The organism is Streptomyces sp. NPDC042364, assembly GCF_056437585.1.
Window position 1 is genome coordinate 217,005 of record NZ_JBWKAJ010000009.1, and the last position, 24,383, is coordinate 241,387.

Here is a 24,383-nt window from a genome sequence, read left to right on the forward strand (position 1 = left end):
GCAACCGAAATTGATTTGAGCATGCCAGCAGACAGCACATTCCCCATGTGATGTCTGATTTGACATGTTCTCGTCAAATCGGGCTTCGGTTGCACGAGTCCCCGCATGTCAACCCCCCACGGAAGGCATCACCTTGAAGCGACTCATCACCGCCCTGAAGAGATGCGCCGCCGTCGGCGCCGCCGCGCTCGCGATCGCCAGCCTCCAGCCGGTCTCGGCCGCCGAGGCCGCCCCGTCGCCCGTCGTCGGCGGCACGCGAGCGGCACAGGGCGAGTTCCCGTTCATGGTCCGGCTGTCGATGGGCTGTGGAGGCGCGCTGTACACGCAGCAGATCGTCCTCACGGCCGCCCACTGCGTCGGCGCGACCGGGAACAACACGAGCATCACCGCCACGGCCGGCGTCGTGGACCTCCAGAGCACCAGCGGCCGGGTCCAGGTCCGCTCCACCAAGGTGTACCGGGCCCCCGGATACAACGGCACCGGCAAGGACTGGGCCCTCATCAAGCTCGCCCAGCCGATCAACCTGCCCACTCTGAAGATCGCCACCAACACGCAGTACAACACCGGTGACTTCACCGTCGCCGGCTGGGGAGCGGCTCGCGAGGGCGGGTCCCAGCAGCGCTACATGCTCAAGGCGACGGTCCCGTTCATCAGTGACGCGACCTGCCGCGCCTACGGCGGCCTCTACAGCGGCCTCGTCTCCGGCGAGGAGATCTGCGCCGGGTTCGCCGCGGGCGGGGTCGACACCTGCCAGGGCGACTCGGGCGGTCCGATGTTCCGCCGTGACAACGCCGGCGCCTGGATCCAGGTCGGCATCGTCAGCTGGGGCGACGGCTGCGCCCGGCCCAACGCCCCCGGCGTCTACACCGAGGTCTCGACGTTCGCCTCCCAGATAGCGTCGGCCGCCGCCACGCTCTGACCGGGAGCCCCGCACCACCTCGTACGACATCCACGGGCCCGGCGCTTCCCGCGCCGGGCCCGTGCGCGTGGTTCGAGTCCGGGTCCGGCCCGAGCCCGGCCCGAGCCCAAGTCAGGGTCCGGGGCCGTCCGGGTCCGGGTCCGTGCGTCGACGCGTCGGCCGGGGGTCCGGACGGCCGCTCAGAAGCCGCCGCCGAAGTCCCCGCCGCCTCCGAAGTCGCCCCCGCCGCCGAAGTCCCCGCCGCCGAAGCCGCCGGAGAAGTCGTCGGTGTCGAAGTCGCCGCCGGAGACGTCACCGCCGTCGTAGCCGCTGCCCGCGCCGAAGTCGCCGTAGCCGGCGCCGTAGACGGCCGCGTAGGAGGGGGTGGCCATCATGCTGCCGAGCATGGTGCCGACGAGGAGGCCGGGGAGGATGCCGCCGCCGAAGTAGCCGCCCGCCCAGGGGCCATAGGCGGGGCCCGCGTCCCAGTACGGGCGGCGGGCGCCGGAGACGGTCTCCACCTCGCGGACCATGGGCTCCCGGCCGTCCGCCAGCCGGGCCTGGTCCGCCGCGCACACCGGGACCTCGCGGGACGCGCCGCCCAGCGGCGGGGTCCACAGGACGTCGGCGACCGAGGGGCCGTGGCGGGGGTCGAAGAAGCAGGGGGCACGGCGTTCGGGCAGCGGGCGGCCCTCCCGGCGGGCGGCCAGCAGGACGAGGGAGAAGCGGCCGTCCTCCAGGGCCTGGGTGACCGCGCGCACGTCCTCGGGGCGGACGGCCGCCGCCATGAGCGACTTCGCCCTCTCGTACGCGTCGAGGGCCCGCTCGTAGTCGGCGCGCATCGCGTCGTCCGCGCCCGCCTCCGCGGGGTGGAAGTCGAGCCGGTCGAGTTCCTCGCCGAAGGCGGTGATGTCCTCGTCGACCACCACGCGGAGCTTCTCCAGGGCCTCGCGGCGCTCCGCCTCCTCCCGGCGGCGCCGACGGCGCACCAGGGCGTAGGCCCCGACACCACCCGCCACCACCACCGCGCCGGCGGCGGCCAGGGCGCCGGCGTCGACGCCCTCGTCGCCTCCGCCGCCGCTCCAGCTCGACGGGGCCGTGCCGCCCGGGTTGCTGCGCAGGGCGTCGTCCACGAAGTCGTTGAGCTGGGCCTTGGCGTCGCCCGCGCCCTGCGCCGCCGCGACCAGGTTCGACACCGCCTGCTCGCTCAGGACGCCGCTGTCGGCCCTCGCGTCGAAGCGGTCGCCGAGGCGGACGGCGTACAGGCCGGTGATGCCGGTCTCCGTGCGGAGGTTCCGGAAGAGGCCCTGGGTGGGGTAGTCGGCCGGGAGGACGGCGACGAGGATCGGCTCGTCCGCGTCCACGATCTTGTCGGCGAGGGCTTCGGCGTCCGACGCGGAGAGCAGGTCGGAGGCGGCCGGGTCGACGTAGACGGGGCTCTCGCGCAGGGACGCGGCCACCGTCGACAGATCGGTGGCCGCGTGGGCTCCGGGCGCGCCGATCGACAGCACCGCCAGGGCTGCTGCGATGAGCGGCACGATCAGAAGACGGGTCAGGGGTCGGACCGGTGCGCCCTTCATATCTTCGAAGCTACCGCTATCGCCGTAAAAACGGACAATCGGACCGACGGGAAGCCGGAACCTGAGGGTTCGGCTTGCCGCCGCCGACGGTGGACGGGGCGGTCGGCCGCCGGGGATCAGCGCTCAGGAGTCGCCGGTCGGCTCCACAAGGCGCCGGGATCGCCTGTACGGATGTTCGGGAGGTCTGCTGGCCACGTGCTGCGGCGGGGAGGGGGAGGCGGTCCCGGGTGGCGGAGGGTTCGGCGGGACCTCTGACGGCCTGTTCGTCCGGGGCCGGGCCTACCCGGACGACGGTCGGGGGCTGGCGGGCGGACGGACGACGGGCGGTCGGCGGGCGGACGACGGACGGGCAGGCGACAGTCGGGCGGCGGGCGGACGACGGGCAGGCAGGCAGGCGGGCGGACGACGGGCAGGCAGGCAGGCGACGGTCGTCGGCATCACCACGGCGGGGATCTCCGGGCCGCGGCCCGGTCAGGTCCGGTCCCGTGCCCGGGCCGTGAGCCTCGACGGGTTCGAGGAACTCGCCGAGGACTCGCGCCGACCCGGCCGGGAGGTCACTCCGCCGGCTCGACCCCGGCCCGGAGCAGGCCGTAGGTGTAGGCGTCCTCCAGGGCCTGCCAGGAGGCGGCGATGACGTTCTCCGCGACGCCCACCGTGGACCACTCGCCGGTGCCGTCGGTGGTGGAGATCAGCACACGGGTCGTGGAGTTGGTGCCGTGCTTGCCCTCCAGGATGCGGACCTTGTAGTCGACCAGCTCCATCTTGGCGAGCTGGGGGTAGATCCGCTCCAGGGCGACGCGCAGGGCGCGGTCGAGGGCGTTGACCGGGCCGTTGCCCTCGGCGGTGGCGACGATGCGCTCGCTCTTGGCCCACAGTTTGACGGTGGCCTCGTTGGCGTGGCTGCCGTCGGGCCGGTCCTCGACGATGGCGCGCCAGGACTCGGTGCTGAAGTAGCGCAGCGGCTTGCCGGCCACCTCCTCGCGGAGCAGCAGTTCGAACGACGCGTCCGCCGCCTCGTACGTGTAGCCCTTGAGTTCGCGCTCCTTGACCCGTTCGACGACCCGGCCGATCAGCTCGCGGTCGCCGCCGAGGTCGACGCCCAGCTCCTTGCCCTTGAGCTCGATGGAGGCGCGGCCGGCCATGTCGGAGACCAGCATCCGCATGGTGTTGCCGACCTGCTCGGGGTCGATGTGCTGGTACAGGTCGGGGTCGACCTTGATGGCGGAGGCGTGCAGACCGGCCTTGTGCGCGAAGGCGGAGACGCCGACGTACGGCTGGTGCGTGGACGGGGTGAGGTTGACGACCTCGGCGATGGCGTGGGAGATGCGGGTCATCTCGCGCAGGGCGCCGTCGGGGAGGACCTTCTTGCCGTACTTCAGCTCCAGGGCGGCGACGACCGGGAAGAGGTTGGAGTTGCCGACGCGCTCGCCGTAGCCGTTGGCCGTGCACTGGACGTGGGTGGCGCCCGCGTCCACGGCGGCGAGGGTGTTGGCGACGGCGCAGCCGGTGTCGTCCTGGGCGTGGATGCCGAGCCGGGCGCCGGTGTCGGCGAGGACGGTGGAGACGACCGCCTGGACCTGGGCGGGGAGCATGCCGCCGTTGGTGTCGCAGAGGATCACGACGTCGGCGCCGGCCTCGGCGGCGGTGCGGACGACGGACTTGGCGTACTCGGGGTTGGCGCGGTAGCCGTCGAAGAAGTGCTCGCAGTCGACGAAGACCCGGCGGCCCTGCTCACGGAGGTGGGAGACGGTGTCGCGGACCATCTCCAGGTTCTCCTCCAGCGTGGTGCGCAGCGCCAGCTCCACATGCCGGTCGTGGGACTTGGCGACCAGGGTGATGACCGGGGCGCCGGAGTCGAGGAGCGCCTTGACCTGGGGGTCCTCGCTCGCTCTGCCGCCGGCGCGGCGGGTGGCGCCGAACGCGACGAGCCGGGCGTGCCTGAAGTCGATCTCCTTCTGGGCGCGGGCGAAGAACTCGGTGTCCCTCGGGTTGGCGCCCGGCCAGCCGCCCTCGATGAAGCCCACTCCGAAGTCGTCCAGGTGCCGAGCGATGGCCAGCTTGTCCGCGACGGTGAGGTTGATGCCCTCGCGCTGGGCGCCGTCTCGCAAGGTGGTGTCGAAGACGTGGAACGAGTCGTCGAGTTCGCTGGTTTCCGTCATGGTGTTCGGCTCCTGATGTCAGATCTCGGTCTGTACCGGAATGACCGGCTCCACCGTCCTCCCATCATCCCGCGCGCTGCGTTCCCGGCTGGGGGTGGGCCAGAAATGCGAAAAACCTCTCGCGGGTGCGAGAGGTCTGCGCGCGGGTCGAGGACGACGGTGTCCGCCCGTACGTGGTCGTACGTGGCGGTCACTGCGGACCGGCGCGCCTGCTGCCAATAATCATGGCGAACGAGAGCACGGGGGCAGTCTGGCACATACCGTCCCGGTGCTCACCGTCCGTCTCAGGATGCGAGCAGTGCGCTGTCCGGCCCCGCGTCAATCAGGACACCTGCCGCACCACCCGATCGGTGCGCGGCGTCTCGACGTCCGTGGCCGTGGTGTGCGCGGCTCTGCGCGACGGGACCCCGAACGCCGCGTTCAGCCCAGTGAGTCGTCCAGGAACTCCCGTACATGGGACAGGATCCGGCCGCGGTCCGCTCCGCGCAGCCCGACGGCCACGTTGATGGAGAAGCCGTCGAGCAGGGCGCGCAGCCGGGCGGCGAACCGGTCGGGGTCGACGGTCCGGAACTCGCCGCGCGACATGCCCTCGGCGAGCAGCGCCACCAGGTCGCGGTGCCAGGCTCCCTCGATAGCGGCCTGGCGGTCGCGGGCCTCGTCGTCGGCGTTCTGCGAGCGGTTCCAGACCTCCAGCCAGAGCGTCCAGTGGGGGTCGCGGTGGCCGTCGGGGACGTACAGGTCGACGTACGCGTCCAGGCGTTCGCGGGCCGGGACGGTCCGGGTGAGGAGCCGGGCGCGCTCGGCGCCGAGCCGGCCCTCGCTCCACTCCAGGGTCTCGAGCAGCAGCTCGTCCTTGGAGTGGAAGTAGTAGAGGAGATGGCCGCTGCTCATGCCGACCTCGCGGCCGAGCGCCGCCATGGTGAGCTTCTCCAGACCCCGCTCGGCGATCATGGCCATGGCAGCGCCGAGGACCTCCTCGCGGGGCGGAGCGGTGTTGCGGCGGCGGGTCACGGGGCGGCCACGCGGACGGCGTCGGGCAGGAAGTGGGTCTCGTAGGGGCCGGTGCAGCCGGCGAACAGCGTCGCGACCACCGCGCCGCACCCTCCGCACAGCTCGTTGGGCCCCGCGCGTCCCACCTCGCAGCATCCGGGCTCCTGCACGGCCGGGTCGGGGGACAGGTACCGCCGGGTGTCCTCGGGGTGCACGACCAGGGTGTCGCGCGGCCCGGCGGACATCAGACAGCCCGGCCCGTCGGGGTCCAGGGTCACCGCGTTGCCGGGGTGGGCGACGTCCATCCACTCGGGATCGGGGTGCGGAACGTACGGTGCCCCGCACGGCAGCGGATCCACCGCGTACGTCCCGAGCGGCATCGTCGACGGGGCGCCCCGCGAGCCGTCCGGGTTCTTCCGCCCGTCGTAGAGCGGACGCTCGGGCACCTCGGGCAGCAGGCGCAGCGGCCCGGTGAGGGGCCGGTCGCAGGCGGCGCAGCTCAGGACGCGCTCGGGGACGCTCGGTGGTGTGGTCATCCGTACGTTTCTACCTGACGCCGGGCCCTGGGCTGCTGCTGGGTGATGCAGTGGATGCCGCCCCCGCCGGCGAAGATCGTGCGGGCGTCGACCAGGGTGACCGTACGGTCGGGGAACAGCCGGCGGAAGATCGCGGCGGCATCCTCGTCGCGCGGGTCGTCGAAGCCGCAGAGGACCACTCCGCCGTTGCAGAGGTAGTGGTTGATGTAGGAGTGGTCGGACCAGCGGCCGTCCGCCTCCAGCTCGGTCGGTGCGGGGACCTCGACGACCTCCAGGCGCCGTCCGTGCGCGTCGGTCTGGGCCCGCAGCAGTCCGATGATCTCCTTGCTGATCTCGTGGTCGGGGTGGGCGGGGTCCGGCTGGGAGTGGGCGACGACCACGCCGGGGCGCGCGAACGCGGCGACGATGTCGACGTGGCCCAGGGTGCCGAAGCCGCCGGGCGGATAGTCGCCGGTGAGACCGCGCGGCAGCCAGATCGCCCTGCGGGTGCCGAGCTGGGCGTGGATCTCGGCCTCGACCTCCTCACGGGTCCAGCCGGGGTTGCGTTCGGGCCCGAGTTGCACGGTCTCCGTCAGCAGGACGGTGCCCTCGCCGTCGACGTGGATCGCGCCGCCCTCGTTGACGAGCGTGGAGGCGTACGTCCGGGCCCCGGCGAGGTCCGCCACGGACGCGGCGATCCTGGCGTCGTGCTCCCAGCGGGCCCACTGCTGTGCGCCCCAGCCGTTGAACCGCCAGTCGACGGCGGCCAGCCGGCCCCGGCCGTCGGTCAGGAAGGTGGGGCCGATGTCGCGCATCCAGGCGTCGTCCAGGTCGCGTTCGACGGTGTCGACGCCGGGGCCGAGGAGGGCCGCGGCCTCGGCGGCCTGACCCGGCCCGCACACCACCGTCACCGGTTCGAAGCGGCGGACGGCGCGGGCGACCGAGGCCCAGGCGGTCCGGGCGGCGGCGAGGTCGCCGGGGTCCTCGAAGGTGGGGTTGGGGCCGGGCCACGCCATCCAGGTGCGCTCGTGCGGGGCCCACTCGGCGGGCATGCGGAAGCCGTCGGCGGCAGCGGACATCACAAGGGCCTCTCAGAGGAAGTACAGCCGGTTGAGGGAGACGGAGTCGGCCGGCTCGGAGCGGAGCGGCTCCCCGTCGAGGGTGACCAGGCCGGTGCGCGGGTCCACGTCGACCGAGCCGGTACGGGAGTTGCGGACCAGGTCGGCGGGGCCGATGCCCCGGGTGCCGCGCACGGCGACCCTGCGGCGGCGGGTCGGCAGCCGGTCGGCACCCGCGTCGAGCGCGGCGCGCGCCACGAACGCGACGGAGAGGTCGGCGGCCGTCGCCCCGTGCGCCCCGAACTGCGGGCCCAGCACGAGGGGTTCACAGGCGTCGGTGGCCGCGTTCGGGTCACCGACGACGCCGTACGCCGGGAAGCCGGACTTCAGCACCAGCTGGGGTTTGGCGCCGAAGTACTCCGGGCGCCAGAGCACGATGTCGGCGAGCTTGCCGACCTCCAGCGAGCCGATCTCATGGGCGAGGCCGTGTGCGATGGCCGGGTTGACGGTGAGTTTGGCGATGTAGCGCAGGACGCGCTCGTTGTCGTGGTCGTCCGGGGCGCCCGACTCGGCCTTCATCTTCCCGGCCATGGCGAAGGTCCGGCGCACGGTCTCGCCCGCGCGCCCCATGCCCTGCGCGTCGGACGAGGTGATGCCGATGACGCCCAGATCGTGCAGCACGTCCTCGGCGCCCATCGTCCCGGCGCGGATGCGCTCGCGGGCCAGGGCGGCGTCACCGGGCAGGTCCGTCTTGAGGCCGTGGGCGGAGACGATCATCCCGAAGTGCTCGGCGACGGCGTCCCGGCCGAAGGGCAGGGTCGGGTTGGTGGAGGAGCCGATGACGTTCGGCACCCCGGCCATCTTCAGCACGTTGGGCACATGGCCGCCGCCGCAGCCCTCGATGTGGAAGGCGTGGATCGTACGGCCCTCCAGCACGCGCAGGGTGTCCTCGACCGACAGGCACTCGTTCAACCCGTCGCTGTGCAGGGCCACCTGGACGTCGTGCTCCTCGGCGACGCGCAACGCCGTGTCCAGCGCGCGGGTGTGGGCGCCCATGTCCTCGTGCACCTTGAAACCGCAGGCGCCGCCCTCGGCGAGGGCCTCGACCAGCGGGGCCTCGTGCGACGACGAACCCCGGCCGAGGAAACCGATGTTGACCGGCCAGGCGTCGAACGCGGCGAACGCGTGCCGCAGCGCCCACGGCGAGTTGACCCCGACGCCCCACACCGGCCCGAACTCCTGCCCGATGACCGTGGTCACCCCGGAGGCCAGCGAGGCCTCCATGATCCGTGGCGACAGCAGATGGACGTGCGTGTCCACCGCCCCTGCGGTGGCGATCAGTCCCTCGCCGGACACGATGGAGGTGCCCGTGCCGACCACGACGTCGACCCCGTCGAGCGTGTCCGGGTTCCCGGCCCGCCCGACGGCGTGGATCCGCCCCTCCCGGATGCCGATCGAGACCTTCCGGATGCCCAGCACCGCGTCGATCACGACGACGTTGCTGATGACGACGTCACAGGTGTCCCGGACCGCCGCCGCCTTGAGGTGCAGCCCGTCCCGCGCGGTCTTGCCGAAACCGGCGAGGAACTCGTCGCCGTACCGCTGGGCGTCGGACTCGACCCGGATCACGAGGCCCGAGTCGCCGAGCCGGAGCCGGTCCCCGGCGCGGGGGCCGTGGGTGGCGGCGTACGCGTGAGGGTCGACCGGGGAGCCGGCCGGGCCGCTCGTGGACGGGTTCATCGCGTGGCTCCCAGGTATCCGCAGGCGGCGGCCCTGCGCAGGGCCTCTTCCTTCGCTCCGGGCGCGTCGAGGGGCCCGTCGACGAGTCCGGCGAAGCCGATCGCGATCCGCTCACCGCCGATGGGCAGCAGCCCCACCTCGACGCTCTCCCCCGGCCCGAACCGCACCGACGACCCGGCGGGCACGGCCAGCCGCATCCCGTACGCCGCGGCCCGCGCGAAGTCCAGGCGCGGGTTGGCCTCGAAGAAGTGGAAGTGGGAGGTGACGGAGACGGGCACGGTGGCCGTGTTGGTCACCGTCAGCCGCGCGACCGCCCCGGGGTCGGCGTGCGCGGGCCCCGGGAGCAGCGCGCCCGGCGCCCGCTCGCCGAGACCGCCGCCGATCGGGTCCGCGACCACCGCGAGCCGGGAACCGTCGTCGAAGACCGCTTCGACCTGCACCTCGGTGACGACGTCCGCGACGCCGGGCAGGACGTCGTCCGGCCCGAGCACCGCCCGCGCCCGTGCGATCGCCTCGTCGAGCCGCGCCCCGTCCCGCGCGGCCTCGCAGACGGTGTCCGCGACGAGCGCGGTCGCCTCGGGCACGTTCAGCCGGAGACCCCGCGCCCGCCGGGCCCGGGCAAGCTCCGCGGCGCCGAAGAGCAGCAGTCGGTCGCGCTCGGTGGGGGTGAGTCGCATGGGCGGCACCTTCTGCGGGACGGATTTAGAGCGTCACTCTAAATGCAGGAGGAAAGACAGGGGAAGCCTTCATCTCATCTAATGAATTACTTTTGAGCATCATTCAAAATCGCGCCGGGGTCGGCATACGAAAGGGGCCGCCGCGGACGCGTGGTCCGCGGCGGCCCCTGGGCCGAGCCGGTGTGGGTGTCAGGCCAGGACGTGCATCCAGCCGTGCTTGTCCTCGACCGTGCCGCGCTGGATGTCGAGCAGCGCCTCGCGGAGCTTGAGGGTGACGGGGCCCGGCTCGCCGCCGGACTGCTGCCAGGCGGCGCCGGTGCGCTTGACCGTGCCCACGGGGGTGATGACCGCGGCGGTGCCACAGGCGAAGACCTCGGTGAGGGCGCCGCTCTCGGCGTCGGCCTGCCACTGGTCGATGGAGATACGGCCCTCCTCGGCGGCGAAGCCGAGGTCGGCGGCGACGGCCAGCAGGGAGTCACGGGTGACGCCCTCCAGGATCGAGCCGGTGAGGGACGGGGTGACGATGCGGTCGCCGTACACGAAGTACAGGTTCATGCCGCCGAGTTCCTCGACCCACTTGCGCTCGACCGCGTCGAGGTAGCAGACCTGGGCGCAGCCCTCGGCGGCGGCCTCGGCCTGGGCCAGCAGGGACGCGGCGTAGTTGCCGCCGGTCTTGGCGTCGCCCATGCCGCCGGGGACGGCGCGGACGTGGTCCTCGGAGACCCAGATGGAGACGGGCTTGACGCCGCCGGGGAAGTAGGCGCCGGCCGGGGAGGCGATGACCAGGAAGAGGTACTCGTTGGCCGGCTTCACGCCCAGGCCGACCTCGGTGGCGATCATGAAGGGGCGCAGGTAGAGGGACTCCTCGCCGCCGTGCGCGGGCACCCATGCCTTGTCCTGCCGGACCAGCAGGTCGCACGCCTCGATGAAGGTCTCCACCGGTAGCTCGGGCATCGCGAGGCGCCGGGCGGACTTCTGGAAGCGCCCGGCGTTCATCTCCGGGCGGAACGTGGCCACGGAGCCGTCGGGCCGGCGGTACGCCTTGAGCCCCTCGAAGATCTCCTGCGCGTAGTGCAGGGTCATGTTCGCGGGGTCGAGGGAGAGCGGGCCGTACGGCACGAGCTGACCGTCGTGCCAGCCGCGGCCCTCGGTCCACTTGATCGTCACCATGTGGTCGGTGAAGTGGCGGCCGAAGCCGGGGTTGGCCAGGATCGCCTCGCGCTCGGCATCCGAGAGCGGACGGGCGGACGGCTTCAGCTCGATCGTGGGCGTCGTCATGAGTGATGTCCTTCACCGGTTGTGTGTGACGGGCCGCGCTCACGTCCCGCACTGCCAGTGGCCAGTGTTAGGACGTCCGAGCATTCCCTCAATCCGCGGCACCTCGTTCGATTATCGCCCGGGGGAGGGCGGGGACGAAACGTGGATGACCGTGGACGAAAACGGTGCGATGCGGCCCAGGGGATGATGGTGACACCCGGCGGGAACATGCGGAAGCCGCCGGGTGCGATGCGACCCGGCGGCTTTCGAAGGACTCCCCTGGTGGACCGAGGCCGCGGGGGCTCCGGGTCCTGGGGAGGTTTCGAGTGCTCGGCGGGTCAGCCGGCTACTCGTACGGCGAGGGCGTCGCCGATCTCGTCCGTCGTACGGGCGGGCTTGCCCACGCGCTCCGCGAGGTCGGCGGAGACGGCCTCCTCGATGCGCGCGGCCTCGGCCTCGTAGCCGAGGTGGCGCAGGAGCAGGGCGACGGACAGGACCGTGGCGGACGGGTCGGCCTTGCCCTGGCCGGCGATGTCCGGAGCCGAGCCGTGGACGGGCTCGAACATGGACGGGAACTCGCCGGACGGGTTGATGTTGCCGGAGGCGGCGACGCCGATGCCGCCGGAGACGGCCGCGGCGAGGTCGGTGATGATGTCACCGAAGAGGTTGTCGGTGACGATCACGTCGAAGCGGCCGGGGTCGGTGACCAGGTAGATGGTCGCGGCGTCGACGTGGATGTAGTCGGTGCTGACCTCGGGGAACTCCTCGGCCACCCGGTTGAAGATGTTCGTCCACAGGTGGCCCGCGAAGGTCAGCACGTTGTTCTTGTGGACCAGCGTGAGCTTCTTGCGGGGGCGGGCCTGGGCGCGGGCGAAGGCGTCGCGGACCACGCGCTCGACACCGAAGGCCGTGTTCACGGAGACCTCGGTGGCGACCTCCTGCGGGGTGCCCTTGCGGATGGTGCCGCCGTTGCCGGTGTACGGGCCCTCGGTGCCCTCGCGGACCACCACGAAGTCGATCTCCGGCTGGCCGGCGAGCGGGGTGGCGACACCCGGCAGCAGCTTCGACGGACGCAGGTTCACATGGTGGTCGAAGGCGAAGCGGAGCTTGAGCAGGAAGCCGCGCTCCAGGACGCCGGAGGGGACGCTCGGGTCGCCGATCGCGCCCAGCAGGATCGCGTCGTGCTGCTTCAGCGCGTCGAGGTCGGCGTCGGTGAGGGTCTCACCGGTGGCGTGGTAGCGCTTGGCGCCGAAGTCGTACTCCTTGGTCTCCAGCTTCACATCCTGCGGAAGGACGGCGGAGAGGATCTTGAGACCCTGGGCCACGACTTCCTGACCGATGCCGTCACCGGGGATCACTGCGAGATTGAGGCTGCGAGACATGTGCGGCACCGTACTCCTTGTCCCACGGGATGACACGGGCTGTCCGCGATATGGACGTGTCGGGGTGACCTCGGCACCGATCCGTTGACCGGCGTTCACCCGTGTGTTTGCGGGGAGTTGGCCTCTGCTGGGAAGTTGCCCACCATGACTGCGCCATCCAGGGGGACGCCCCCCGGGCTCCCCGTCCCCGATGTCGGCATTCCCGAGCGGCTGGCCCGCCGTCTCAGCATGCCGGAACAGTACGAGTACCTGCACGCCAAGCTGACGCGGCGGCGCACGCTGGTGACCGCCGGGGCGGTGGCCGGCGGGTTGCTGACCGGCTGCTCCCGTTCGGACACGACGACCGGGCGGCGGTCCGCCTCCCCCTCCGTCACGGCCACCGGGCGGGTGCCCGCCTCGGCCGTCGTCCCCTTCGGCCGCCATCTCGCCTTCGGCGCCGATCCCAAGACCCAGATGCGGATCTCCTGGCAGCTGCCGGCGGCCGTCAGGAAGCCGTTCGTGCGGGTGGGGCTGCGGCCCGAGGAGCTGAGCCGGCGCGTCGACGCCGAGATCCGCGATCTGCACACCCCGGAACTCCAGGGTGTGCGCCCGGCGTTCGAGCAGTACTACGTGCACGCGGCCCTGGACGGCCTGAAGCCCGGCACGACGTACTACTACGGCGTCGGTCACGAGGGCTTCGACCCGGCCGCGCCGGACCACCGCAAGACGATCACGTCCTTCCGTACGGCCCCCGCCCGCCCGGAACGGTTCGTGTTCACCGCCTTCGGCGACCAGGGCGTCGGCAAGGACGCGCTCGCCAACGACCATGTGCTGCTGCGGGAGAGCCCCGCCTTCCATCTCCACGCCGGCGACATCTGCTACGCGGACACCACCGGACACGGCGAGAAGTCGGACTCCTACGACCCCGGCTTCTGGGACCTGTTCCTCAAGCAGAACGAGCTGGTGGCGAAGTCGGTGCCGTGGATGGTGACGACCGGCAACCACGACATGGAGGCCTGGTACTCACCGGACGGGTACGGCGGCCAGGTGGCCCGCTGGTCGCTCCCGGACAGCGGTTTCGACCCGCGCGGGGCGCCGGGCGTCTACTCGTTCGTCTACGGCAACGTCGGCGTGGTCGCGCTCGACGCGAACGACGTCTCGTACGAGATCCCGGCCAACCTGGGCTACACGGACGGGAGGCAGACCAAGTGGCTGGACAAGCGGCTCGGCGAGCTGCGGGCCGACAAGTCGGTCGACTTCGTCGTCGTCTACTTCCACCACTGCGCGTACTCCACCTCGCGCCACGCGTCCGACGGGGGTGTGCGCGCCGAGTGGGTGCCCCTGTTCGCCAAGCACCAGGTGGACCTGGTGATCAACGGGCACAACCACGCGTACGAGCGGACCGACGCCATCAAGAACGGCGGGGTCGGCAAGCCGGTGCCGATCGGCGGGTCCACCGACCCGACGCGGGACGGGATCGTGTACGTCACGGCGGGCGGGGGCGGCAAGGAGCTGTACGCCTTCCCCCAGGGCGTCGCGGACAGCTTCGAGGGCAAGGTCCGCGACCTCGACTCGATCGAGTCCTTCCGGTGGACCAGGTCGAAGGACCGGAGGACGGAGGTCGTGGAGTGGTCCCGCGTCCGCTACACCGGCTTCTCGTTCCTGTCGGTGGAGGCGGAGGCGGGTCCCAGACCCCGGCTCAAGGTGTCGGCGATCGCCCAGAACGGCAAGCGAGTCGACCACTTCGAGGTGCGGCGCGGCGCGTGAGCCGGTGCCCCACGGCCGTGCCGCACCCCGGACGGGTGCGGCTCCCGGCTGGTGGGGTGGCTCAGTGCCCGGTGGAGCCGCCGTTGTCCCTGCGGTCGAGGGCGCGCTGGAGGGCGGCGGCGGCGTTCTTCCGGTCGGACTCGGTGGTCCGGGAAGCGTGACGGACTCGGCGGCGGACGGTCGTCTCGGCCATGGGGAATCGACTCCTTCGAGGCATTCCGGAGTACGGAAACGGAGGGCTGTGAGACGCCGGATGGGGCGGGGAGCGGGGCCGCAGGGGTTGCCTGCCTAGGGCCTCCGGCTCTCGACCGCCATTCGCTGGGTCGAGCGAGACGTTCGGCTCCTACAAAGCTAAGTGAGGCCGGGGCATCTGTCTCCACAATTAATCGGACTTCCTACTATCTGAGACGGCGAATTAGGTCACACCCCGCTGACCTGCGTTTTTTCACCGGGCCCCGGTCCTCCGGACAGCGCGGATCAGAGCACGTCGCCGTCCCGCCAGTCGAAGACCAGCTCGGCCTCGGGATCGTCCACGGCGGCGGGGGCGGGCCACACGTACACGGAGCCCTCCTCCTCGGGCAGCCGGACCACCCCGTCGGGGCCGAGCGCGCTGATCCGGCCGGCCCACACCCGCCAGCCGCGGCCGGTGTACAGGTGGGCGCCCTCGTCGCTCGCGGAGAGCGCGCCGAGGTCGTAGGCGCGGGTGACGACGCCTTCCAGGGCGGCCATGATCCGAGCGCCGATCCCGGTCCGCCGCACGTCCCGGCGTACGGCGACGCCCTCGACGTATCCGACGCGCAGCCAGCGCGCCCCGTACCGCACCCGCCGCATGACGACAGCGCCGTGCCCGGCGAGCCCCCGCTCGTCGTGGGCGAGCACGTGCACGCCGCCCAGTGTGTGGTCCCAGTCCTCCGGCGAGAGGTCGCCGTCGAATGCGTCGTACAACAGCCCGCGCGCGGCGTCGAGTTCAGCGGGGGTGAGGTCTGCGGTGTGCGCTGTGCGGAGCCCGGGTGCGGTCATCACCCCATTGTCGCGGCGGCCGCGGGCCGGGGACACGGCGGCGGGCCGGATCGTCGAGGATCCGGCCCGCCGCCGTGCCGCGATGTCAGCCCATGTGCGGGTACGCGTAGTCCGTCGGCGGGACCAGCGTCTCCTTGATCGCGCGGGTCAGCGTCCACCGCATCAGGTTCTGCGGGGCACCGGCCTTGTCGTTCGTTCCCGACGCCCGGCCGCCGCCGAACGGCTGCTGGCCGACGACCGCGCCGGTGGACTTGTCGTTGATGTAGAAGTTGCCGGCGGCGTAGCGGAGCTTGTCCATCGTGTACGCGGCGGCCGCGCGGTCTCCGGCGATGACCGACCCCGTGAGGGCGTAGTCGGAGACCGACTCCATCTGGGTCAGCATCTCGTCGTACGTGTCGTCCTCGTAGACGTACACCGCGAGGAACGGGCCGAAGTACTCGGTGGTGAACACCTCGTTCTCCGGGTCGGTGCACTCGACGACGGTCGGGCGGACGAACCAGCCGACCGAGTCGTCGTAGGAGCCGCCCGCGACGATCGTGCAGGCCGGGTCGGACTTCGCCCGGTCGATCGCGGCCTTGACCTTGGCGAAGGCGCGCTCGTCGATGACGGCGCCGATGAAGTTCGACAGGTCGGTGACGTCACCCATGGTGAGGTAGTCGACCTCGGCGGCGAACTCCTCCTTGAAGCCGTCGTTCCAGATGGACGCCGGGATGTAGGCGCGCGAGGTCGCGGAGCACTTCTGCCCCTGGTACTCGAAGGCGCCCCGGGTGAGGGCCGTCTTCAGCACCGCGCGGTCTGCGCTCGGGTGGGCGACGACGAAGTCCTTGCCGCCGGTCTCGCCGACCAGACGCGGGTAGGAGCGGTACTTCTCGATGTTGGCGCCGACCGTCTTCCACAGGTACTGGAAGGTCTTGGTGGAGCCGGTGAAGTGGATGCCGGCGAGATCACGGTGCTCCAGGGCGACCTCGGAGACCTCGATGCCGTCACCGGTGACGAGGTTGATGACGCCCTTCGGCAGCCCGGCCTCCTCCAGCAGCCGCATGAGCAGCACGGCGGCGTGGGTCTGGGTCGGGCTCGGCTTCCACACGACCACGTTGCCCATGAGGGCGGGCGCGGTCGGCAGGTTGCCGGCGATCGCCGTGAAGTTGAACGGCGTGATCGCGTAGACGAAGCCCTCCAGCGGGCGGTGGTCGAGGCGGTTCCAGACGCCCGGGGAGTTCGCCGGGGGCTGCTCGGCGAGCAGGTCGCGGGCGTACTTGACGTTGAAGCGCCAGAAGTCGACCAGCTCGCAGGGGGTGTCGATCTCGGCCTGCTGGGCGGTCTTGGACTGGCCGAGCATGGTGGAGGCGGCCATGGTCTCGCGCCAGGGGCCGGCGAGCAGGTCGGCGGCGCGCAGGATGATCGCGGCGCGGTCGTCGAAGGACATCGCGCGCCAGGCGGGCGCTGCGGCGAGTGCCGCGTCGATGGCGTCCCGCGCGTCCTGCCGGGTGGCGTTGGCGTAGGTGCCGAGGCGGGCCTTGTGGTTGTGGGGCTGGACGACGTCGAAGCGGTCACCGCCGCCCATCCGCTTCTCGCCGCCGATGGTGCATGGCAGGTCGATCGGGTTCTCGGCCAGCTCCTTCAGCTTGACCTCCAGCCGGGCCCGCTCGGGGGACCCGGGGGCGTAGCCGTGCACCGGCTCGTTGACGGGGGTGGGGACCTGGGTCACAGCGTCCATGGGTTCCGTAACTCCTTACTGAGCGGGCGGTTTTCGGGCTCAGCCCTTGCTGACCATCGAGCGGACGAAGAAGCGCAGGTTGGCCGGCTTCTCGGCAAGACGGCGCATGAAGTAGCCGTACCAGTCCGTGCCGTACGCGGTGTAGACGCGCATGCGGTGGCCCTCGGCGGCGAGCCGGTGGTGCTCGTCGGTGCGGATGCCGTACAGCATCTGGAACTCGTACTCGTCGAGCTTGCGCCCGGCGCGGTGGGCGAGTTCCTGGGCGATGGAGATGAGGCGGGGGTCGTGGGACCCGATCATCGGGTACCCCTCACCGTCCATGAGGATCTTCAGGGTGCGGACGTACGCCTTGTCGATCTCGGTCTTCTGCTGGTGGGCGACGGAGGCGGGCTCCTTGTAGGCGCCCTTGACCAGCCGCACCCGGCTGCCGTTGGCGGCGAGCCGGCGGGCGTCGGCCTCGGTGCGGAAGAGGTAGGCCTGGATGACGCAGCCGGTCTGGGGGAAGTCCCGGCGCAGCTCGTCGTGGACGGCGAACATCGAGTCGAGGGTGGTGTGGTCCTCCGCGTCGAGGGTGACGGTCGTGCCGATCGCGGCGGCGGCCTCGACGACGGGGCGGACGTTGGCGAGGGCCAGCTCGTGGCCGCCTTCCAGCGCCTGGCCGAAGAGGGACAGCTTCACCGACATCTCGGCGCGTTCGCCCAGCTCCAGCCCCCCGAGCCGGTCGATCAGCTCCAGGTAGGCGTCCCGGGCGGCGGTGGCCTGCTCGGGACGGGTGATGTCCTCGCCGACGACGTCCAGCGTCACCTCGAGGCCCTCGGCGGTGAGGTCCCGGACGACGGGAACGATGTCGTCGACGACCTCACCGGGGATGAAGCGGTCGACGACCTGCTTGGTCACGGGCGCCGCCGAGATCAGGCGTCGCATCCGGTCGCTGCGCGACGCGGCGAGAATCACGGGACCCAGCACGGGGCACCTCCACAAACCAGCAGATAGAACCACCGTGAAACCTAAGGATCCCCCCGATCGGCGGCCATCGACAGCTGTCACGCATCGGTGCCGCAGATCTCAGACAGATGTATGAAGGCCGCGGTCGGATGGGGGAGAATGCCCTCGTGACGCCGGACGCCGCATCGTTCCACCACGTGGGTGACTACCAGGAGCTCGTCGACGAGATCTCGGCGCTGCTCGGCGCCCCGGCGACGCTGGAGAACCGCGACTTCGAGCTGATCGCGTTCGGCGCGTACGACAGCGAGGGCGATCTCGACCCGTCGGCCCTGGACCCGGTCCGCACCCGCTCGATCCTGACCCGCCGCTCCACGTCGGCGGTGCGGGAGTGGTTCGAGGGCTTCGGCATCACCCGGGCGACCGCCCCCGTCCGCATCCCCCCGACACCCGAGGCCGGCGTGCTCCGGGGCCGTGTCTGCCTCCCGGTACGCCATCGGGGTGTCGTCCTCGGCTATGTCTGGCTCCTGGACGGCGATCCCGGCCCCACCGACGCCCAGCTGTCCGCCGCGATGACCGTCGCCTCCCGGATCGGCGCGCTCCTCGCGAACGAGGCCCAGGCGGGTGCCGACCTCACCCGTGAGCTGCGGGCGGTGCTCACCGCCGGGCGGGGCTGGGAGCGGGACATGGCGGTGGCGGAGCTGCGCGCGGCTCTGGGCCCGCGCGGTGACGGCGTCCACACCGTGGTGTGCGTGGCCCCGTGGCCGTCGGCCGCCCCGGACGAGGTCCCGTCCTTCCGTACGGTGCCGGGGGCGACCGCGCTGTGCACGGTGCCGTGGGGCGCGGACGGCCAGAGCCTCGCCCTGCTGGTGCGGCTGCGTTCCGCGGAGGTCCCGGCGCCGGCGCTCACCGCGGCCGGCCGGCTGCTGGAGCGGGCGGGCGCGGGGGCGGCGGCCGGGGTCGCGGGCGCCCGTGCGGGGCTCGGCGAGCTGGGCACCGCGTGGCGCGAGGCGTCGGCGGCGGCCCGCGCGGCCCTGGCGGAGCCCCGGCTCGGCCCGGTCGCCGAGTGGCGTTCCATCGGCCCGTACCGCCTGCTGACCTCGCTGTCCCCGGAGGCATCCCGGGACCCGGCCGTCCGTGCCCTGCTGTCCCCCGCCCACCGCGAACTGGCCCGCACGGCCGAGACGTTCCTCGACTGCGCGGGCCAGGCGGGGCGCACGGCGGCGGAGTTGGGCATCCACCGCCAGACCCTCTACTACCGCCTGTCCCGGGTCGAACAGCTGACGGGCCTCGACCTGGACGACGGCGAGGACCGGCTGCTGCTGCACATGGCGCTGAAGGGGGCTCGGCTCTGAGGGCTCGACAGGTCACTGGGGGCTGAGCCGTGCCGACGGGCAGAAAGCGCCATCCCCGGGGCACCGGTGGCGCAAATCCCTACTTCTGAAAATGATTGTCATCATGCTACGGTCATGGCGCGTTCAACCTTTGACCACGCCTTTACTCGGAGTGTCCCCGTGCGCGTCCCCGTCCGTCTTCTCCCCCTGACCGCGGTCACCGCGGCCTCCGCCCTGCTCACGGGGTGCTTCTCGTCGACGGGGGCCGACGGTGCCGCCAGCGGCGAGGGCAGGCGCATCCGGGTCGCGCACATGCTGCCGCCCCGCTCGGGCCTGTCGCCGCTGTCCGACGACGCGTTCAAGCTGTCGCGCTGGTCGACCGCCGAGACCCTGGTGAAGCTGGACCCGGAGGGCGACGCGCGGCCCGCGCTGGCCACCGAGTGGAAGCAGTCCGGCAAGAGCTGGACGTTCACGATCCGGGACGGCGTGACCTTCCACGACGGCACGAAGCTGACCGGTGACGCCGTCGTCAACTCCCTCACCCGGGCCGCCACCGCCTCCCCCAAGCCCCGCATCCTCGACGGCGTGGAGCTCACCGCGAAGGCCGACGGCGACACCGTCACCGTCACCACGGCCGTCGAGGACCCCCTGGTCCCGCAGCGCCTCAGCTCGCCCCAGCTGTCGATCCTCGCCGCGAAGGCGTACCGGGGGAAGACGGTGAACCCGGTCGGCGCGGGGACCGGCCCCTTCGAACTGACCGAGGTCAACGGCACCTCCTCCGCCGCCCTCGACCGCTACGACGACTACTGGGGCGACAAGGCCAAGGCCCCCGGCATCGACGTGAGGTTCGTGCCCGACGGCACCGCCCGCGCCGCCGCCCTGCGGACCGGCGAGGCCGACATCGTCGAGGCGATCCCCGTCTCGCAGGCCGCCGTCCTCGACCAGGACCTGATCACCGAGGTGCCCATGCCGCGCACCAACACCCTCTACCTGAACACCGGGAAGGGCGTCTTCAAGGACGCCTCCCTGCGTGCCGCCGCCCGTGAGGCCGTCGACGCCGAGTCGATCGTCAAGGGCGTCTACGAGGGGCGCGCCGACGTGGCGAAGGGACTGCTGGGGCCCGCGCTGCCCTGGGCCGCCGAACTGCGCTCGACGGTGAAGCGCGCCGAGGCCGGTGACCCGTCCGGCGAGTCGATCACCATCGGCACCTTCACCGACCGCGCCGAACTGCCCGAGGTCGCCGCCACCCTCCAGCAGCAGCTCCAGAAGGCCGGGTTCAAGGTGAAGCTCGATGTGCGCGAGTACGCCAACATCGAATCAGACGCGCTGGCGGGCGAGTTCGACGCCTTCATCCTCTCCCGGGCGACCGTCCTCGACTCCGGCGACCCGGCCGCGTACCTCTTCAGCGACTTCGCCTCCGACGGCTCCTTCAACATCGCCCAGCTGGCCGACGACAAGGTCGACGCCGCCCTGAGGAAGGCGTCCGACACCGACGCGGGCGACGCCCGCCGCAAGGCCGTCATCGAGGCCGAGGCAGCCGTCCTCGGCACCGACGCCGCCGTGCCGATGCTCCACGAGCGCGTCATCCAGGGCGACGCGGCCGGTGTGGTGAACGCGGCGCACGACCCGCGCGAACGCGAGCTGGTCACCGCCGCCACCTACGTCAAGTGAGGGAAACCGTAAGGAGGTCGGTCGGCCCCGCGGGACTGACCCGCTTCGTGTGCCTGCTCGCCGTCCTGGCCGCCGTCGGCCTGCTGCCCTGGCTCTCCGGCAGGGACCCCGCGCTGACCGTGCTGCGTGCCCGGTCCGCCGAGCAGGAGGCGACACCGGAGGCGCTGGACGCGATCCGCGAGGACCTGGGCCTTGACGCCGGACCCCTGGCCCTGCTGGGCGATTGGGCGTCCGGGCTGCTGCGCGGCGACCTCGGCACGTCCTGGGTGTCCGGCACCGATGTGCTCCCCTCGGTGGTCTCCGGCCTCCAGGTCTCCCTCGGCCTCATGGGCGCCGCCTTCGGCGTCGCCGTCCTGCTCGCCTGCGCGCTGGTCGCCCCGGTGCTGCTGCGCGGCCGGGGGACGGCCGGCGCGTTCGCCGCGATGCTCGCCGCCGTCCCCGAGTTCCTGCTGGCCACGGTGGCACTGCTGGTGTGCGGGGTGTGGCTGGGCTGGCTGCCCACCTCCGGCTGGGCGGGCCCCCAGTACCTGGTGCTGCCCGCGATCGCCCTCGGCGTCCCGGCCGGCGGTCTGCTCGGCCGGCTGGTCGCGGACGCGCTGCCCGCCGTGCTCGACGAGCGCTGGGTCGAGCTGTGGCGGGGCGCCGGCGTCAGCCGGGCCCGGGTCTCGGCGGCGGCGCTGCGACGCGTCCTGCCGCCGCTGGTCCCGCAGTTCGGCATGGCCGCCGTCGGCCTGACCGGCGGCGCGGTCGCCGTGGAGACGGTGTTCGCGGTGCCCGGCATCGGCCGCACGGCCCTGGGCGCCGCCAAGTCGCAGGACCTCCCCCTCCTCCAGGGCTCGGTCCTCGCCCTCCTGGCGCTGGGCCTGGTCATGGGCGCCCTGGCCGCCCTCGCCCGGCGCCGGCTCCTCGGCCCCGCCCTGCGCGACGCGGGCCTCACCCTCCCGGCCGCCCGCCCGGTGCGCACCCACCCGGCGGTGCCGCTGACCCTCGCGGTGCTCCTCCTGGTCACGATCGGCTGGGGGCTGCTGCGCGACCCGTACGCCGTGGACACCACCGCCCGGCTGCTGCCGCCGTCCTGGGCGCACCCGCTCGGCACGGACGGGCTCGGCCGTGACGTGCTGGCCCGCCTCGGCCACGGCGCCGCCTCCACCGTCGGCACGGCGGCGGCGGTCTGCGCCCTGAGCCTGCTGGCCGCGCTGGCCCTCGGTTTCCTGCCCCGCGTGGCCGAGGGCGCGTCCGACATCGCCAACGCGCTGCCGCCGGTGATCGCCGGCATCCTGGTCGCCGCAGCGGCGGGCCCCGGCACGGGCGGCGCCGCCCTGGCCGTGGCCCTGATCTCCTGGCCACCGCTGGCCGCGCACGCGGCGGCCCTGGTCCAGGAAGTACGGGCGTCCACGTTCCTCACCGCCCAACGGGCCATCGGCGCGAGCCCGTCCTGGATCCTCACCCGGCACGTTCTGCCCTCCGTGGCCGCCCCGGTCGCCCGGCACGCGATCCTCCGCCTCCCCGGTATCGCCCTCGCCCTCGCCTCGCTCGGCTTCCTCGGCCTGGGCGCCCAGCCACCCACCCCCGAGTGGGGCCTGCTGCTCGACGAGTCCCGCGCCTACGTGGAACGCGCCCCGTGGGCGGCCCTGGCTCCGGCGGTCGCCCTTGCCCTGCTGGCGGGCCTCGCGGTGTCCGGCGCGGCGTACACCGAAGGGCGGGCTCGGCGGCGCCCCCGGAAGACCGACCGCTCCCGCACGATCGGGCGGGAACGGAAGGGCCGGGAGGACCACACGAACGAGAAGGACGGGAAGGACGAGACCTTGGCGGGAGCCCGACATGTCTGACGCACCCCTCGCACCCCGCCCTCCCCTCTCAGCCCTCGCGCCGACCGCGCCCGACGCCCTGCTGTCGGTACGTGACCTGCGGGTCGCCTTCGGTGCCCTGGATGTCGTCCGAGGGCTCTCCTTCGACGTCCGCCCCCGCGAGGTGCTCGCCCTCGTCGGCGAGTCCGGCGCGGGCAAGTCCCTCACCGCGCGGGCACTGCTGGGCATGCTGCCGCCGGGCGCGACGACGAGCGGGAGCGTACGGCTGCGGGACGAGCCGGGGTCGTACGCCGAGCTGCTGGGCGCCACCCGCCCGGCCCTCACCGCCCTCCGGGGCCGCCGCATCGCGCTCGTCCCCCAGGACGCCCTGTCCGCCCTCTCCCCCGTGCATCCCGTGGGCGACCAACTCGCCGCGGCCGTAAGGTCGGTGGCCGGCGTCTCCCGTTCGGAGGCCCGGGCCCGGGCGATCGCCGCCCTCGACCGGGTGGGCATCCCCGACGCCGTACGCAAGGCGCGGGCCCACCCCCACGAGTACTCCGGCGGGATGCGCCAACGGGCCGTGATCGCCATGGCGACGATCAACGAACCGGACGTGGTCGTCGCCGACGAACCCACCACCGCGCTCGACGCGGAGCTCCAGGACCAGGTGCTGCGGGTCCTCGGCGAGCAGCGCGAGGCGGTCGGCGCCGCGCTCGTCCTGGTCACCCACGACCTGGGCGTGGTCCGCGAGCACGCCGACCGCGTCCTGGTCATGTACGCCGGCCGCCAGGTCGAACAGGGCCCGACGCCCCGGGTGCTGGACCGCCCGCGGGCACCGTACACGGCGGGGTTGCTGGCGTCGCTGCCGCCGGTGGACGGCGAGGACGGCTTCGTCGGCGGGGCTCCGCGTCACGGGACCACCGCCGCACGGCGTCGCCGGCTGCCCGCCATCCCCGGCTCCCCGCCCGCGCCCGACGCGCTGCCGCCCGGCTGCGCCTTCGCGCCCCGCTGTCCGCTCGCCGACGACCGCTGCCGCCACGAGGAACCCGGCGCGCGGACGGCGGGCGACGGCCATGAGGTCTCCTGCCACCGCTGGGACGAAGTGCCGCACCCGGCGACCGAGTTGTTCCTGGAGCAGCCCGCGTGAACCAGTCCCCCGCCCCCCTGGACGACATGGACCGCTCCCTGCCGGACGACGGGAGCCCCGCCCTGCTCGATGTGCGGGACCTGGTCGTCCGCTACGGCACGGTCATCGCCGTCGATCACGTCTCCTTCACCCTGGCCGCGGGCGAGACCCTCGCCCTGAACGGCCCGTCCGGCTGCGGCAAGTCCTCCACGGTGGCCGCCGTGCTCCAACTGCGCCGCCCCGACAGCGGCCGGGTCCGCTTCGAGGGCCGGGAGCTGACGACGCTCACCGAGCGCGAACTGCGTCCGCTCCGGCCCCGTATGCAGCCTGTGTTCCAGGACCCGTACGGCTCGCTCAGCCCCCGCCGCCGCATCCGTGACACGGTGGCGGAGCCGCTGCGCGTCCAGGGCCGCTGGGATGCGACGGGCCCCGCGCGGGTCGCCGAACTCCTCGACCGGGTCGGCCTCGCCGCCGCCCACGGCGACCGCTTCCCGCACGAGCTGTCGGGCGGCCAGTGCCAGCGCGCCGGTATCGCCCGCGCCCTGGCTTCCGAGCCCCGGCTCCTCGTCCTCGACGAACCGGTCTCCGCCCTCGACCCGTCCGTCCGCGCCGGCGTCCTCAACCTCCTCGCCGACCTCCAGGACGACCTGGGCCTCGCCTATCTGTTCATCTGTCACGACCGGTCAGTTGTACGGCACTTCGCGGACCGCTCGATCGAGATGCGCGGGGGCCGGATCGTGGCCGCGTAGACCTCGCCTGCCCGCCGAGAACGGGTCGGGGCCCG

Annotated in this window: 20 protein-coding genes; 7 read left to right on the forward strand and 13 right to left on the reverse strand. The window is 72.7% G+C overall.

The features are described 5' to 3' along the window. Positions 1-133: 133 nt before the first annotated feature. Positions 134-919, forward strand: a complete 786-nt coding sequence (locus AC067N_RS20330; RefSeq protein WP_478680274.1) for a S1 family peptidase — start codon at positions 134-136, stop codon at positions 917-919. A 179-nt stretch (positions 920-1,098) separates the two neighbouring features. Here the strand turns inward: AC067N_RS20330 and AC067N_RS20335 are convergent, their stop codons facing one another. The 9 genes from AC067N_RS20335 to AC067N_RS20375 all read right to left on the reverse strand — a co-directional run bounded on the left by AC067N_RS20335 (position 1,099) and on the right by AC067N_RS20375 (position 12,256). Then, positions 1,099-2,478 carry a hypothetical protein gene (locus tag AC067N_RS20335; RefSeq protein WP_478680275.1) on the reverse strand — a complete coding sequence of 460 codons (1,380 nt, stop codon included), beginning with the start codon at positions 2,476-2,478 and terminating at the stop codon, positions 1,099-1,101. Positions 2,479-3,032: 554 nt separating this feature from the next. Further along, positions 3,033-4,637 (reverse strand): citramalate synthase, encoded by a 1,605-nt coding sequence (gene cimA / locus AC067N_RS20340; RefSeq protein WP_478680276.1) that lies wholly within the window; start codon positions 4,635-4,637, stop codon positions 3,033-3,035. A 420-nt stretch (positions 4,638-5,057) separates the two neighbouring features. After that, a complete protein-coding gene (locus tag AC067N_RS20345; protein WP_478680381.1) occupies positions 5,058-5,594 on the reverse strand; it encodes a TetR/AcrR family transcriptional regulator in 537 nt (178 codons plus the stop codon). Between the two features lie 50 nt (positions 5,595-5,644). Continuing rightward, positions 5,645-6,163, reverse strand: coding sequence for a hypothetical protein (locus AC067N_RS20350; protein WP_478680277.1), 519 nt, complete (start codon positions 6,161-6,163; stop codon positions 5,645-5,647). Then, positions 6,160-7,221 carry an agmatine deiminase family protein gene (locus AC067N_RS20355; protein ID WP_478680278.1) on the reverse strand — a complete coding sequence of 354 codons (1,062 nt, stop codon included), beginning with the start codon at positions 7,219-7,221 and terminating at the stop codon, positions 6,160-6,162. Before AC067N_RS20355 ends, AC067N_RS20350 begins: the two co-directional genes overlap by 4 nt. Before the next feature lie 12 nt (positions 7,222-7,233). Then, a complete protein-coding gene (locus AC067N_RS20360) occupies positions 7,234-8,940 on the reverse strand; it encodes an urease subunit alpha (RefSeq protein WP_478680279.1) in 1,707 nt (568 codons plus the stop codon). Further along, the gene (gene ureA, locus AC067N_RS20365; RefSeq protein WP_478680280.1) at positions 8,937-9,617 is read right to left on the reverse strand and encodes an urease subunit gamma; all 681 of its coding nucleotides are present in this window, start codon (positions 9,615-9,617) and stop codon (positions 8,937-8,939) included. The genes AC067N_RS20360 and ureA overlap by 4 nt, the downstream gene beginning before the upstream one ends. 189 nt (positions 9,618-9,806) lie before the next feature. Then, positions 9,807-10,895, reverse strand: coding sequence for a branched-chain amino acid aminotransferase (locus tag AC067N_RS20370; RefSeq protein WP_478680281.1), 1,089 nt, complete (start codon positions 10,893-10,895; stop codon positions 9,807-9,809). Between the two features lie 317 nt (positions 10,896-11,212). Then, complete coding sequence (locus AC067N_RS20375; protein WP_478680282.1) at positions 11,213-12,256, reverse strand: 3-isopropylmalate dehydrogenase; 1,044 nt, start codon at positions 12,254-12,256, stop codon at positions 11,213-11,215. A 144-nt stretch (positions 12,257-12,400) separates the two neighbouring features. Between AC067N_RS20375 and AC067N_RS20380 the strand changes: the two genes are divergently transcribed. Continuing rightward, on the forward strand, positions 12,401-14,002 hold the full coding sequence (locus AC067N_RS20380; RefSeq protein WP_478680283.1) for a purple acid phosphatase family protein: 1,602 nt from the start codon (positions 12,401-12,403) through the stop codon (positions 14,000-14,002). A gap of 61 nt (positions 14,003-14,063) precedes the next feature. Here AC067N_RS20380 and AC067N_RS20385 read toward each other — a convergent pair whose 3' ends face one another. From AC067N_RS20385 to AC067N_RS20400, 4 genes are all read right to left on the reverse strand, one after another. Then, complete coding sequence (locus AC067N_RS20385) at positions 14,064-14,195, reverse strand: hypothetical protein (RefSeq protein ID WP_086014670.1); 132 nt, start codon at positions 14,193-14,195, stop codon at positions 14,064-14,066. Positions 14,196-14,479: 284 nt separating this feature from the next. Then, positions 14,480-15,022, reverse strand: coding sequence for a GNAT family N-acetyltransferase (locus AC067N_RS20390; RefSeq protein WP_478680284.1), 543 nt, complete (start codon positions 15,020-15,022; stop codon positions 14,480-14,482). Positions 15,023-15,107: 85 nt separating this feature from the next. After that, entirely contained in the window at positions 15,108-16,739 is a 1,632-nt protein-coding gene (gene pruA, locus AC067N_RS20395) for an L-glutamate gamma-semialdehyde dehydrogenase (protein ID WP_478680285.1), read from the reverse strand. A 39-nt stretch (positions 16,740-16,778) separates the two neighbouring features. Continuing rightward, positions 16,779-17,705: a proline dehydrogenase family protein gene (locus AC067N_RS20400; RefSeq protein WP_478680286.1), complete on the reverse strand. Its 927-nt coding sequence runs from the start codon at positions 17,703-17,705 to the stop codon at positions 16,779-16,781. 128 nt (positions 17,706-17,833) lie between these two features. Between AC067N_RS20400 and AC067N_RS20405 the strand changes: the two genes are divergently transcribed. The 5 genes from AC067N_RS20405 to AC067N_RS20425 all read left to right on the forward strand — a co-directional run bounded on the left by AC067N_RS20405 (position 17,834) and on the right by AC067N_RS20425 (position 24,348). Further along, positions 17,834-19,036 (forward strand): PucR family transcriptional regulator, encoded by a 1,203-nt coding sequence (locus AC067N_RS20405; protein WP_478680287.1) that lies wholly within the window; start codon positions 17,834-17,836, stop codon positions 19,034-19,036. A gap of 159 nt (positions 19,037-19,195) precedes the next feature. After that, on the forward strand, positions 19,196-20,686 hold the full coding sequence (locus AC067N_RS20410) for an ABC transporter substrate-binding protein (RefSeq protein ID WP_478680288.1): 1,491 nt from the start codon (positions 19,196-19,198) through the stop codon (positions 20,684-20,686). After that, positions 20,683-22,515 carry an ABC transporter permease subunit gene (locus AC067N_RS20415; protein WP_478680289.1) on the forward strand — a complete coding sequence of 611 codons (1,833 nt, stop codon included), beginning with the start codon at positions 20,683-20,685 and terminating at the stop codon, positions 22,513-22,515. Before AC067N_RS20410 ends, AC067N_RS20415 begins: the two co-directional genes overlap by 4 nt. Next, positions 22,508-23,620 (forward strand): ABC transporter ATP-binding protein, encoded by a 1,113-nt coding sequence (locus AC067N_RS20420; RefSeq protein ID WP_478680290.1) that lies wholly within the window; start codon positions 22,508-22,510, stop codon positions 23,618-23,620. Before AC067N_RS20415 ends, AC067N_RS20420 begins: the two co-directional genes overlap by 8 nt. A 26-nt stretch (positions 23,621-23,646) precedes the next feature. Further along, positions 23,647-24,348, forward strand: a complete 702-nt coding sequence (locus AC067N_RS20425) for an ATP-binding cassette domain-containing protein (RefSeq protein WP_478680382.1) — start codon at positions 23,647-23,649, stop codon at positions 24,346-24,348. Positions 24,349-24,383 lie beyond the last annotated feature (35 nt).

What these genes read in the sequence shown, in the direction of transcription:
- AC067N_RS20335 (WP_478680275.1), bottom strand. Translation starts at nt 2,478, where the DNA reads ATGAAGGGCGCACCGGTCCGACCCCTGACCCGTCTTCTGATCGTGCCG.
- cimA (WP_478680276.1), bottom strand. Translation starts at nt 4,637, where the DNA reads ATGACGGAAACCAGCGAACTCGACGACTCGTTCCACGTCTTCGACACC.
- AC067N_RS20345 (WP_478680381.1), bottom strand. Translation starts at nt 5,594, where the DNA reads ATGGCCATGATCGCCGAGCGGGGTCTGGAGAAGCTCACCATGGCGGCG.
- AC067N_RS20350 (WP_478680277.1), bottom strand. Translation starts at nt 6,163, where the DNA reads ATGACCACACCACCGAGCGTCCCCGAGCGCGTCCTGAGCTGCGCCGCC.
- AC067N_RS20355 (WP_478680278.1), bottom strand. Translation starts at nt 7,221, where the DNA reads ATGTCCGCTGCCGCCGACGGCTTCCGCATGCCCGCCGAGTGGGCCCCG.
- AC067N_RS20360 (WP_478680279.1), bottom strand. Translation starts at nt 8,940, where the DNA reads ATGAACCCGTCCACGAGCGGCCCGGCCGGCTCCCCGGTCGACCCTCAC.
- ureA (WP_478680280.1), bottom strand. Translation starts at nt 9,617, where the DNA reads ATGCGACTCACCCCCACCGAGCGCGACCGACTGCTGCTCTTCGGCGCC.
- AC067N_RS20370 (WP_478680281.1), bottom strand. Translation starts at nt 10,895, where the DNA reads ATGACGACGCCCACGATCGAGCTGAAGCCGTCCGCCCGTCCGCTCTCG.
- AC067N_RS20375 (WP_478680282.1), bottom strand. Translation starts at nt 12,256, where the DNA reads ATGTCTCGCAGCCTCAATCTCGCAGTGATCCCCGGTGACGGCATCGGT.
- AC067N_RS20380 (WP_478680283.1), top strand. Translation starts at nt 12,401, where the DNA reads ATGACTGCGCCATCCAGGGGGACGCCCCCCGGGCTCCCCGTCCCCGAT.
- AC067N_RS20385 (WP_086014670.1), bottom strand. Translation starts at nt 14,195, where the DNA reads ATGGCCGAGACGACCGTCCGCCGCCGAGTCCGTCACGCTTCCCGGACC.
- AC067N_RS20390 (WP_478680284.1), bottom strand. Translation starts at nt 15,022, where the DNA reads ATGACCGCACCCGGGCTCCGCACAGCGCACACCGCAGACCTCACCCCC.
- pruA (WP_478680285.1), bottom strand. Translation starts at nt 16,739, where the DNA reads ATGGACGCTGTGACCCAGGTCCCCACCCCCGTCAACGAGCCGGTGCAC.
- AC067N_RS20405 (WP_478680287.1), top strand. Translation starts at nt 17,834, where the DNA reads ATGGGGGAGAATGCCCTCGTGACGCCGGACGCCGCATCGTTCCACCAC.
- AC067N_RS20420 (WP_478680290.1), top strand. Translation starts at nt 22,508, where the DNA reads ATGTCTGACGCACCCCTCGCACCCCGCCCTCCCCTCTCAGCCCTCGCG.
- AC067N_RS20425 (WP_478680382.1), top strand. Translation starts at nt 23,647, where the DNA reads ATGGACCGCTCCCTGCCGGACGACGGGAGCCCCGCCCTGCTCGATGTG.